Genomic DNA, 11,755 nt, shown 5'->3' with positions numbered 1-11,755 from the left:
TTGATCGTGATGCCGCGGGCCTTTTCTTCAGGCGCTGCGTCGATCTGGTCGTAGGCCTTGGCCTCGCCGCCGAACTTCTTGGACAGCACGGTCGCGATCGCTGCCGTCAGCGTCGTCTTGCCATGGTCAACGTGGCCAATCGTGCCCACGTTCACGTGCGGCTTGGTCCGTTCAAACTTGCCTTTTGCCATCTTGCGCTCCTGAGGCGAACCCGTTGAAACGAGTAGAAAAAGAGAAAATCTGTGGTGCCCTTGACGCGGATCGAACGCGTGACCTCTCCCTTACCAAGGGAGTGCTCTACCACTGAGCCACAAGGGCATCGGCACGGGTTTGACGCCAGATGAACTGGCCGGCAAACCGGTGTCGACGCTGACCAACCAAACCGCCCGGATTGGAGCGGGAAACGGGAATCGAACCCGTGTCATTAGCTTGGAAGGCTAAGGTTCTACCATTGAACTACTCCCGCTCTGGGAGCCCTGCCGCAACCGCCAGCAACGGCAGTTTTGGTGGAGGAGGCTGGATTCGAACCAGCGTACGCTATGCGGGCAGATTTACAGTCTGCTGCCTTTAACCACTCGGCCACCCCTCCTGAGGCAAGCCCGCAACTATAGCACAGGGCAAATGGGGCGCAACAGCCGCCTCACGAAGAAGCCAGAGACAAAGAGCGCGAAAACGTGGCCCGGGACGATTCCCCTGGCGCTCCGCTCATCTCGCCTTCCCTGGCGACGCCCAGCCTCGCCACGGCACCCAGGCGTCGCCTCGCCTCGGACCAATACAAAACCAGATCAAGGCCACCCAGCTACCAGCTGGCGAGCACTGCCGGGCGCCTTCTTACGACTTGCACAAGGGTCGCGTCGCCCAAGCGCAACAGTTTTATACGCGCAAAGATACCAATTAAGCACCAATTTGATCCGCTAGATTGGTCGCCCCAGAGAGGGCGCCACCCAATGAGCAGACACTTTGCCGCCACCACTCGGGAAACCCCCCAGTAAAAATTGGTAGCAAAGTGGCGTTATCAATCGTTACAGTGGCATGGCACTGGTTGGATGCGCTTTTGAGGGCAAACAAGGCATCAACCGGACCGAAGGTGGTATGCAACGCACCCGAAGCAGTCACCGCCGCCCCAATTCATTGGCCACAACGAGGAACAGCATATGAAGGTCAAGCAGACTCCCATCTCGCAGGCGGTACTCATCGCTTTGCTTGGCGCCAGCGGCGCCGCCATGGCGCAGCAAGCCCCGGCTCCCCAGCAACTGGACACGGTCACCATCACCGGTATCCGTGCGTCGCAGGAAAAGTCGCTGAGCGTCAAACGCAATGCCGACGCCCACATCGACGTCATCTCGGCCGAAGACATCGGCAAGATGCCCGACAAGAACGTGGCCGACTCGCTGGCCCGCGTGCCTGGGGTCACCATCCTGAACAGCCCGGCCGGCGGCTCCGGCGGCTTCGACGAACGTGACCGCGTGGGCCTGCGCGGCACCAACCCCAGCCTGACGCAGACCCTGCTCGACAGCCACGGCATCGCCAATGGCGACTGGTTCGTGCTGGACCAGACCGGTGCCGGCGTCGGCCGCAGCGTGAGCTACTCGCTGCTGCCCTCCGAACTCGTCAGCCGCGTGGAAGTGCGCAAGAGCGCCGAAGCATCCCTGGTGGAAGGCGGCACGGCAGGTTCGGTGAACATCATCACCCGCAAGCCGCTGGACTTCGCCAAGGCGCTGACCTTCGAAGCAGGCCTGGGCGCGGTTTACGCCAGCCTGCCCAAGAAGACGGACCCGCAGCTCAGCGTGCTGGCCAACTTCAAGAACGAGTCCAAGACCTTCGGCGTCCTGGTGCAAGCCTTCTCGGAAAAGCGCAGCCTGCGTCGCGATGGCGTGGAAACGCTGGGCTTCATCAACAAGCTGGACAGCACCAATGCGCCCGCCCTCGTCGCGGCCCATCCCGAGCTGAACGGCGTCTACACCCCCGACCTGATCGGCGCCGCCTATTTCACGCAGGAGCGCGAGCGCAAGGGCGGGCTGGTGCGCGCCCAGTTCAAGCCCACCCAGGACGTGGACCTCACGCTGACGGGCTTCTCGTCCAAGATGGACGCGGACAACTACAACCGCAATTACCTGATCGCGCCGCGCGCCGGCCTGATCAACAGCGCCACGATCTCGAACTACAAGATCGCGACCGACAGCAAGGGCGTGAAGACACTGACGCAGGCCACCTTCGACTGGGCCAGCTCGTCGACCGCCGGCTACTACGACATGATCTCGCGCAAGGCCTCTGCCGAGAGCAACTTCCTGAGCCTGGATGGCAGCTTCAAGGTCAACAGCGCGCTGACGCTGACCGCCAATGCCGGCACGTCCAAGGGCAAAGGCCAGACCGTCAGCCAAGATGTGGTTGAGCCGCACATCGCCGCCACGCGGGCCAGCTATGCCTTGCAAGGCAACGACACCGCGCCCGCCTTCAGCTTCACCAACCCCACGGTGGGCTTTGACTGGATCTTCGGCGCCGAGCACGTCATCGTGCACGACAAGGAAAGCTGGGCCCAGGTCGACGGCGAGTACTCGCTCGACTCCGGCGTGCTGAAGAGCCTGAAGTTCGGCGTGCGCAGTGCCCAGCACAAGCGCCACACCGATGCGACGCTGAACCAGGGCCCGGGCTGTGCTACCGGCACGCCGTACCGCGTCGGCCCCTGGGACTGGAGCAAGCCCAGCGCCTGCGCCGATGCGAACGGCAACGATGCGCCCCAGCTCTCGCCCTACACCCTGCCGGCCTTCAGCCAGTCCTTCCCGGGCAACTACGGCAGCGGCTTGGGGCAAGGCTTCCCGACCAACCTGACCTATATCTCGGCCGCGGCCCTGGCCGAGTACAACAGCCGCGTCACCAACCGCGATCCCATCGCGCGCCGCTCGCCCATGGACGGCGGCGAATACAGCGTGAAGGAAACCACCACCGCCGCCTACCTGCAGGGCAACCTGGAAGGCGACGGCTGGAGCGGCAACGTCGGTCTGCGCGCCGTGCGCACCAAGCAGTCCTCGGGTTCGTTCCGCCCCAGCTTCCCGGGCGAGAAGGCTGATGTGTCGTCGGCGTTCGGTGACTTCACGGCTACCTCCGCTGACCGCAGCTACACCGACCTGCTGCCCAGCGCCAGCGTGCGTGTGGACATCCGCCGCGATGTGGTGGGCCGCCTGGCCGTGAGCCGCACGGTGACCCGCGCCGACTACACGGCGTTGTCTGCCTTCACGTCGCTGAGCACGACGGGCATGTTCCTGGACAACAACGCCATCGGTGGCGGCACGGCCGGCAACCCTGACCTGAAGCCGATCCGCTCCACCAACTTCGATGCCAACATCGAGTGGTACTTCGCGCCGCGCGCCTTCGTGTCGATGGGTGCCTTCCACATGCAGATGGGCAGCTACATCACGAACGGCACGTTCACCAGCACCTACCCCGTGCTGCTGGGCAACACCAACCAGCAGGGTGGCGTGCAGCAACTGGTGAACCGTCAGTTCGTCATCACCGGCCTGACCAACAAGAAGGCTTCCGTCACCGGTCTGGAATTCGCGTTCGAGACGCCCATCGCCAACAACTTTGGCGTGACGGCGAACTACACCTTCGCGGACGGTCACGACCAGGACGGCCATGTGCTGCGCGGCGATGTGAAGAACTCGTTCACCCTGGGCGGCTTCTTCGAGAACGACCACTTCTCGGCTCGCGTGAACTACAGCTACACCGATGACATCTTCATCGGCACCGACCGCGGCACGGACTACTTCCAGAAGGGCAACGGCGTGCTGTCGGCGTCTCTGGGCTACAAGATCAACGACAACTTCGCCGTCAGCCTGGATGCGCAGAACCTGAACGACCCGAAGCTGAAGTACTACGCCTCGGAAGTGCAGCCGCGCGCCATCTACAAGAACGGCCGCCAGTTCTACCTGACCGCACGTGTGAAGTTTTGACCCCTCGCCTGGTCACGCGCCGCTGAACGCGGACGTGCCCAGTCGGTCCCCCGCGGGGACGGCGATGCTTGGCGGATCGACCGCCAAGCGCATCGCCAGGCGGGCCGGCTTGGGAGCGGCCCGGCGCTGCGGCCCGCAGCAACCCCGAGGGGAGCGCTCAACACGCTCCCCTTTTCCATTCCAATGCCCTCATGAGCGACACCGCCACCCTCATCGACCAGTACATCGCCGCCCGCCCGCTGGGCGGCAGCACCGATGCGCCGCCGCCGGTCAAACACATCTGCGTCGTTGGCGGCGGCTCGGCGGGCTGGATGACGGCGCTGATGTTGGCCACCACGGCCTATGGCCCACGGCTGAAGATCACCGTGCTGGAGTCGCCGCAGGTGGGCATCATTGGCGTGGGCGAAGGCTCGACGCCGTGGCTGCGCCGCTTCTTCGAGATCCTGGGCATCGAGGAATCCGAGTGGATGCCGGCCTGCAACGCCACCTACAAGAGCGGCATCACCTTCGATGGCTGGTCGACCAAGCCCGGCTTCGAGCGCTACTTCCACCCCTTCGTGTCGATGCTGGACAACATGACCATGCATCCCTTCGTCGACAACGTGCACGCGCGGCTCGACGGTGCCGACGTGTACGCCCACCCGGACCGCTTCTTCACGTCCGCGGCGCTGGCGCGCCAGGCCCGCGGCCCGCGCGCGCTGCCCAATTTCCCCTTCGACGTCTGGTACGGCTATCACTTCGACGCAACCCTGCTCGGCCAATTCCTCGGCCGCAAGGCGGTGGAGCGCGGCGTGACCCACCTGCGGCGCCACGTCACCCAGGTGCTGCTCAACGAGCGCGGCGACATCGACCGGCTCCAGCTCGATGACGGCGAGGCCCTGGCCGCCGACTTCTTCGTGGACTGCAGCGGCTTTGCATCGCTGATGATTGGCAAGGCCCTGCAGACGCCCTTCATCGGCTTCGGGGAGAACCTCTTCAACGACGCGGCCGTGGCGATGCCGACGCCGCTTGAAGGCCCCATCGAGTCGCAGACCGTGTCCACGGCGCTGCGCCACGGCTGGGCGTGGAAGATCCCGCTCACCCAGCGCCAGGGCAACGGCTATGTCTACAGCAGCGCGCACTGCTCGGCAGACGAAGCCGAGACCGAGCTGCGCCAGCACCTGGGCCTGTTGGATGCCGACATCCCCGCCCGCCACCTCAAGATGCGTGTGGGCCGCATGTCCAAGGTCTGGAATCGCAACTGCGTGGCCATCGGCCTGTCGCAAGGCTTCATCGAGCCGCTGGAAGCCACGGCCCTGCTGTTCGTGCAGGTCACGGCGTCCATGCTGGTGGAAGTGCTGGAGAAGGGCGACCTCGGCGCCGCCTCCCAGGACGCGTTCAACGCCGCCATGCACAAGCGCTTCGAGAACACGCGCGACTACATCGTCGCGCACTACAAGACCAACTCGCGCACCGACACCGACTACTGGCGCGAGAACGCCGAGAACATGCACTTGTCGGACTCGCTGCAAGGCGTGCTGATGACGTGGATGTCGCGCAAGCCCCTGGTCGCCGCCCTCAAGACGGGCCGCTTCGGCGGCGGCTACCCGGCCGTGTCCTGGTACGCGCTGCTGGCCGGCATGGGCATCTTTCCGGATGTGCAGGACCTGCAGCCGCCCACCGAGCACCAGGCTCGCCACCGGCTGGAGGCGGTGGACGACTTCATCCAGCGCAGCGCGACGAACTTTCCTGACCACCGCGAGCTGCTGGCCAACATCCCGCCGGGTGTCGGCGACAAGGCCTTGCAGATCTACACCTGGTAGCAAGGGAGGCGCTGAACAGACCCTCGCGCACGGCGCATCCCTGCTTTGGGCGGCCTGCGGCGTTGCAAATGCTCGCCATAGTCAAGCTATGGCTGCGCTTTGCGCCTTGCAGCCCATCCCAAACCAGGGCGCGCCGCATCGCGGAGGCCTATTCAGCGCCTCCCCGCAACCGGTCGAGGATGTCCTTGCGCACGACGGCATCGGCCGCCGCGTCGATGTCGCCGAACAGATGGCGCTGGCCTGCGGGGATATGCGCCAGCCCCTCGCCCCGCGCGCTGAACACATAGTGCGCGAACAAGGCGCGCCAGCCTTCACGTTCACCGTCGGGCAGATGCCGCAGCGCCAGCATGGCCAGCCGCATCGCCGCCAGGTGCAGGTCATCCGGGCGCTGCGGCGCGGCCAGCGGCCGCCACCAATAGTTCATCAGGATGTTCAGATGCGGCGCCAGCGACTCGACCTGATGGAACCACAGCGGCGGCATGTAGATCGCGTCACCTGGCTCCAACTCGGCCACCACAGCGCTCTCCAGCGCCTCGGCCAGCAGAGGGAACTGCGCCGGATCGGCGCGGTGCAGATCAGGCACGACTGACATCGGCGCCGGCGTGGGCGCGTAGTCGGGCGGGCCCAGGTAGAGCAGCGGTGCGCAGGCCGGCGGCAGAAGCGTGAAACGGCGGCGGCCGGCTGCCACGCAGGCGATGTTGTGGGAATCGTCGAAGTGCGCGGGCACCGTCGCACGGTTGCCGATCCAGATGCGCGGCGGCACGGCGGCATCCAGCAGCGGCAAAACATTGGCCAGCTCCAGGCCCGGCAAGGCCTCCGACACCAGCGCACTCTGCGCGGCGAGGCTGGGCGGGTCGGGGAAGTGGCTGTAGCGCCAGAGCTGCTCGAACAAGGCGGCATAGGGCCGCTTGTCGCGCATGAAGTTGAAGCCGTCCAGGTCGGGCTTGTAGCTGAAGGCCCGCGTGGGCTCGGGCTTGGCCAGCACGGCATCCACAGGCTTGCCGCCGTCGAAGCCCATCAGGTATTGCAGGCAGGGCTCCAGGCCCGCGCGCCCTTGCGCGACCAACGGCCAGTGCCTCACCGCGCCGCGCATCACGACCGGCTCGTAGGCGGGCACCACGTCGCGCTCGAAGCGCTCGCGCGTGATGTCGTCGATTTCCTTCATGGGCCGCATGGAATCCATCCTCAGCGTCGCCGCGCCAGCACGCCATGCCAGGCCTCGGGGATGTGTCCCGCCGGTTCCTGCTCGCGCTGCACCACATAGTGCTCGAACATGGCCGCCCAGGCGTCGCGTTGCGCTGCGGGCAGCGCGTTCAGCACCTGGATGGCCTGCAGCAGCGCGTGCGCTGGCGCAGGCAAGTCCTTGGCACCGGCCACGGGCCACCAGTAGTTGATCAACAGGTTGACCTTCTCCAACGCCTCGACCTGGTGATACCAGAGCGGCGGGATGTAGAGCGCATCGCCCGGCTCCAGCTCGGCAACCTGTGCAGACGCCAGCGCCTTGCGATAGCGTGGGTAGCGCTCGAAATCCGGCGACTTTGGATGCACGACCGAGATGGGCGCCCCCGACGGCGTGTGCTCGAGCGGCCCGATATAGAGATTGCCCACCTGCTGCGGCGCGAACAGCGTGAAGCGCCGGCGCCCGGCCACCACGCAGGCCAGGTTGTAGGGGTGGTCGTGATGCACCGGCACCGTCAGCGCATTGCCCAGCCAGAAGTTGGGAATGACGCCGGGCAGCGCCTGCAGCGTGTTCTCGCCCAGGAAGCCCGGGATGACGTCGCTGACCTTGGCGCATTGCGCGGCAATGGAGGGCGCACCGTCGACCGGCAGATAGGCCGCCAGGTTCGCCATGAACTCCGGCAAGGTCATGCGCGCCTTGACGAAGGCGAAGTCGGTCAGGCTGTCGTTGTAGCCCATGACGCCACGCGCCGCCGCGCGCGTCTTGGTGGCCATGACCTCGACGCCGCGGTCGAAGCGGCGCAGGTAGTCGCAGATGCTGAAAGCCGTCTCGCGCCCGGCCTGCACGGCGGGCCAGCCTGCCAGCAGGCCCTTCAGCAGCACGGGTTCGGCCCGCTGCTCCAGGCGCTCCTTGAGCTGCGGCTCGTCGGCCGCCGACCAACTTTCAACCGGGTTCATGTCTGCCACATCGGGTCTTGGAGCAACAGCTCCTGGGCCGCCATTGTCCCGGCTTGCCGCACGCGGGGCGCCTCCGGCAAACCCTGTACCAGATCAAGGCCACTTGCCATGAAACCGCCTAGCTGCCAGCCCGTCGTCGCCACCGCACAACAGGATCGTCGGCCGAGTTCCGGCACCAGTCAGATACCAATTGACCATGCGAGGTGAGCCTCCTACAGGGCAATCTGACCCTGCTTCATAGGCACGACCAAGCCACTCGGGAAACTACCCAGACTAAATTGGTAGCAAAGTGGCGTTATCAAAATCTATAGTGGCATTGAATTGGTTGTACGCGAATCCGAACCAGACAAGGGCGGCAACCGGACTCAAGGTGGTACGCATAGGCCAACGGCGGCCACCCCACCCGAATCATTGGCCACAACAAGGATTAGTTCATGAAGGTCAAACCGACCCCCATCGCGGCCGCTGTGGCGCTGACATTGCTGAGCATGTCGCTCACCGCACAGGCACAGGAAGCGGCGGCGTCGGCCAATGCACCGTCGCAGCTTGAGCAGGTCGTCGTCACCGGCATCCGCGCCTCGCTGCAAACCGCCGCCACGATCAAGAAGAACGCCAGCGCCGTCGTCGATGCCGTCTCGGCCGAAGACGTGGGCAAGCTGCCCGACTCGGACGTCGGCCAGGCCCTGGGCCGCATCCCCGGCGTGTCCGTGGGCCGTGCCTTCGGCCAGGGCGCCTCGGTGTCCATCCGCGGCTCCGACCCGCAGATGACCTACACGACGCTGAACGGCCAGACCGTCGCGTCCACGGGCTGGTATGACCAGCTCGACATCGACCGCTCCTTCAACTACTCCCTGCTGCCCTCCGAGCTGATCGGCGGCATGGAGGTCTACAAGTCCTCCCAGGCCGACCTGACCGAAGGCGGCATCGGCGGCACGGTCATCGTCAAGACCCGCAAGCCGCTGGACATGGCGGCCAACAGCGGCTTCGTCAGCGTCAAGTACGGCAAGGGCACCATCAGCGACGCCGAGAAGGAAGTCTCGGGCCTGTACAGCTGGAAGAACGAAGCCAAGAGCTTCGGCGTGCTGGCCGCCGCGGCCCATGCCGACGGTTCCTACATCCGCCGTGGTGTCGAGGCCGACAACCGCTGGTCGGGCGACGTGGCGCCCACCGCCTTCATCCAGGACCGCAAGCGCGACGCCATCAACCTGACGCTGCAAGCCCGCCCGGCGCAAGGCCTGGACCTCGGCTTGAACCTGCTCAAGCTCAAGCTCGTGGGCGACAGCTCCAACAGCAGCGACTACATCTTCCAGGACCCGAACTGCGACAAGCGCAACACGGAGGTGAAGTCGGCCTGGAACCCCACCGGCATGTGCGTGCACAGCACGACCACCGCCGCCAAGCCGCTGCCCGACCAGTTCTTCCAGGTCTGGGCCCGCGCCGCGCAGATGACCTCCGACAGCGTCACCTTCGACGGGCACTACAAGCTCGACGGCGCCAAGTTCGACCTCGTCGCCGGCACCACCAAGGCCAAGGGCGGCACGTCGCTGACAGCCAACTTCCAGGCCGGCAACTGGGACGCCGGCTTCGCGCGCCCGAACTGGCAGGGCACCATCGACGCGACGGGCCACCAGATCGTCATCAGCCCGACGTCCAGCCAGTCCTTCACGGCGGCTCAGCTGCCCTCGCAGCTGGGCCCGCAGACCTGGGCGACGTCACAAGGCCCGAACAAGGACCAGGAGAAGTACGCGCAGTTCGACGCCACCATCGACCTGAACTGGGGTGCCATCAACACCTTCAAGACCGGCGTGCGCTTTGCTGACCACACCTTCGAGAAGCGCGCCTACCGCCCCGTCTGGGCCGCCACCATCGCCACCACCGCGACCGCCAGCCTGTTCGACGGCACGGTCGACGTGGCCAGCTGGAGCATCCCGCGCCCCAACATCGGCGCCATGGTGGCCGGCACGCTGAAGAACATCAACGGCTGGAACGAGGACCGCTCCGCCTACAGCGAGCTGAACGAGAAGAACCAGGCCCTGTACGGCATGTTCGATTTCGAGGCCGGCAACCTGCGCGGCAACTTCGGCCTGCGCTACATCTCCACCGACGTGAAAAGCACCGGCTACAAGTTCGACGGCACGCCGCTGGCCGCGGGCGACTACGCCGGCAACGAGAACTGGGGCCGCGGCTTCGACGTGAAGAAGTCCAAGTACAACGACGTGCTGCCCAGCGTCAATCTGGCCTTCGACCTGCGCAAGGACCTGGTGCTGCGCGCCGCAGCGTCGCAGGCCATCACGCGCCCGAACTTCGCCAACATGTTCGGCATCCAGGTGTCCGGCTACAACGACGACCGCATCGGCAACGAGACCTGGACGGTCGGCAGCGTCGAACTCAAGCCCATGAAATCCAGCCAGATCGACCTGAGCCTGGAGTACTACTACGGCAAGGGCAATGTGCTGTCGGCGACCTTCTTCAACAAGGACATCTCGAACTTCATCACGGCCAATGTGCTGCTGAACCAGAAGATCGGCTTGGTCGACCCGTTCAGCAAGGTCGACAACTGGACGGTGCAGAACTTCGTCAATGCCGGCGGCGGCCGCCTGCGTGGCATCGAGCTGCAGGCCAACCATGCCTTCGAGAACGGCTTCGGCATCGTGTCGAACTACACCTTCACCGAAGGCACGGCGCCCAAGGAGAGCTTCGCCGACCAGCTCGGCCTGTTCACCCAGTCGTCCAAGCACAACGTGAACCTGGTGGGCTACTACGAGACGCCCGACTACTTCGGCCGCCTGGCTTACAACTGGCGCTCCAAGTACATCATTCGCGAGAACGCCTACTGGTACGGCAACCGCATGCACGCCAACTTCGGCACGCTGGACGCGAGCTTCGGCTGGAACATCAACAAGTGGCTCAAGCTGAGCTTCGACGCGGTGAACCTGACCAAGCAGGACGACGTCCAGTACGGCGCCATGTCCACCAGCCTGCCGGCCGACGGCCTGCACAAGGACCCGCTGAAGGCCGGCTACCCAGCCTGGTCCTTCAAGGGCGAGACGACCTACAAGATCGGCCTGACGGCGAAGTTCTGATCGACGCCCCCGGGCCATGCAAAAGCCCGGCGAGTGCCGGGCTTTCTTTGTTGCGCGAAGCGCAGGCCGCAGCCTAGAAGTCGTAGAAGGAATTCGCCGTCAGCCGCCCTGTGCGCGGATCGCTGCTCAGGCTGAGCTGCGGGTTCACGACGGCCGAGTGAAGCAGGCTGCCGCGGTAGATGACCAGGCGGTTGAAGCGGGCCGGCATCATGCCCAGGAACTCGAAGTGCTCGTCGGAGTCGTCGAAGTAGCGGCGCGCGGGCGGGCGGGCGTTGAGCTCGGCGTAGTAGGTGTCGAGAAAGGCTTCGCAGTTGTCCGCCGTGACCTGCTGCAGGCCTGTGGCCTTGTGGCGATAGAAAGCGGTGCCGCCGTGCGCGCCGTCGCAGAGGTAGAGCAGCACGGCCATATGGTGGGGCGTGCTGGCGTCGAAGTGGGGTGTGCGCTGCAACGGGCCGAGTTCGTCGGGCTGCATCGTCGTCAGCGAGAAAGCGCATTCGCTCTTGCGCAGATCGAGCGCTTCGGGCACGCCGAAGTTGAGGCGGATCAACGGCTCCATCAGCGCAGTGAGGTTGGCCGAATAGTCGGCTGGCACCGGTGCGCGAATGCCCGGGTAGCCCTTGCGATCAGCCACGCCGGGATAAGGCGCGAAGCTGACCTTGGCGGCCGCCTCGACCATCGCCAGCGGGTTCTCAAGGAAGTTGTCGATGAAGACGACTTGATGCTCGCCGAGCTGCGCGGACTGGATGTCCGGCGGCATGCGGATGGCGAAGGCGTCGCTCATGCT

General features: G+C 65.4%; 7 protein-coding genes and 3 tRNA genes. 3 read left to right on the top strand and 7 right to left on the bottom strand.

From position 1 onward, the window contains the following. From ASC91_RS07640 to ASC91_RS07625, 4 genes are all read right to left on the bottom strand, one after another. On the bottom strand, positions 1-191 hold a 191-nt coding region (locus tag ASC91_RS07640), incomplete at its 3' end, for a GTP-binding protein (RefSeq protein ID WP_235531897.1). Positions 192-243: 52 nt separating this feature from the next. Beyond that, a tRNA-Thr gene (locus ASC91_RS07635) sits at positions 244-318 on the bottom strand. A gap of 74 nt (positions 319-392) precedes the next feature. Next, positions 393-466 (bottom strand) — tRNA-Gly (locus ASC91_RS07630). Positions 467-504: 38 nt separating this feature from the next. Continuing rightward, positions 505-589 (bottom strand) — tRNA-Tyr (locus tag ASC91_RS07625). 565 nt (positions 590-1,154) lie between these two features. On the opposite strand from ASC91_RS07625, the gene ASC91_RS07620 reads away from it, so the two are divergent. After that, positions 1,155-3,950: a TonB-dependent receptor gene (locus ASC91_RS07620; RefSeq protein WP_056194657.1), complete on the top strand. Its 2,796-nt coding sequence runs from the start codon at positions 1,155-1,157 to the stop codon at positions 3,948-3,950. A gap of 191 nt (positions 3,951-4,141) precedes the next feature. After that, the gene (locus tag ASC91_RS07615; RefSeq protein ID WP_082532511.1) at positions 4,142-5,752 is read left to right on the top strand and encodes a tryptophan halogenase family protein; all 1,611 of its coding nucleotides are present in this window, start codon (positions 4,142-4,144) and stop codon (positions 5,750-5,752) included. Between the two features lie 148 nt (positions 5,753-5,900). Here ASC91_RS07615 and ASC91_RS07610 read toward each other — a convergent pair whose 3' ends face one another. Next, a complete protein-coding gene (locus tag ASC91_RS07610) occupies positions 5,901-6,926 on the bottom strand; it encodes a cupin-like domain-containing protein (protein ID WP_235531896.1) in 1,026 nt (341 codons plus the stop codon). An 11-nt stretch (positions 6,927-6,937) separates the two neighbouring features. Then, a complete protein-coding gene (locus ASC91_RS07605; protein ID WP_056194652.1) occupies positions 6,938-7,888 on the bottom strand; it encodes a cupin-like domain-containing protein in 951 nt (316 codons plus the stop codon). Positions 7,889-8,322: 434 nt separating this feature from the next. On the opposite strand from ASC91_RS07605, the gene ASC91_RS07600 reads away from it, so the two are divergent. Then, complete coding sequence (locus ASC91_RS07600; RefSeq protein ID WP_056194649.1) at positions 8,323-10,971, top strand: TonB-dependent receptor; 2,649 nt, start codon at positions 8,323-8,325, stop codon at positions 10,969-10,971. A gap of 73 nt (positions 10,972-11,044) precedes the next feature. On the opposite strand, the gene ASC91_RS07595 is transcribed toward ASC91_RS07600, so the two are convergent. Next, the gene (locus ASC91_RS07595; protein WP_056194646.1) at positions 11,045-11,752 is read right to left on the bottom strand and encodes a DUF6445 family protein; all 708 of its coding nucleotides are present in this window, start codon (positions 11,750-11,752) and stop codon (positions 11,045-11,047) included. Between the last annotated feature and the right edge of the window lie 3 nt (positions 11,753-11,755).

This window comes from Pelomonas sp. Root1237, assembly GCF_001425055.1.
Lineage (GTDB): Bacteria > Pseudomonadota > Gammaproteobacteria > Burkholderiales > Burkholderiaceae_C > Pelomonas.
This window is presented reverse-complemented; position numbering and strand designations above follow the sequence as displayed.

What these genes read in the sequence shown, in the direction of transcription:
- ASC91_RS07620 (WP_056194657.1), top strand. Translation starts at nt 1,155, where the DNA reads ATGAAGGTCAAGCAGACTCCCATCTCGCAGGCGGTACTCATCGCTTTG.
- ASC91_RS07600 (WP_056194649.1), top strand. Translation starts at nt 8,323, where the DNA reads ATGAAGGTCAAACCGACCCCCATCGCGGCCGCTGTGGCGCTGACATTG.
- ASC91_RS07595 (WP_056194646.1), bottom strand. Translation starts at nt 11,752, where the DNA reads ATGAGCGACGCCTTCGCCATCCGCATGCCGCCGGACATCCAGTCCGCG.
- ASC91_RS07610 (WP_235531896.1), bottom strand. Translation starts at nt 6,926, where the DNA reads ATGCGGCCCATGAAGGAAATCGACGACATCACGCGCGAGCGCTTCGAG.
- ASC91_RS07605 (WP_056194652.1), bottom strand. Translation starts at nt 7,888, where the DNA reads ATGAACCCGGTTGAAAGTTGGTCGGCGGCCGACGAGCCGCAGCTCAAG.
- ASC91_RS07615 (WP_082532511.1), top strand. Translation starts at nt 4,142, where the DNA reads ATGAGCGACACCGCCACCCTCATCGACCAGTACATCGCCGCCCGCCCG.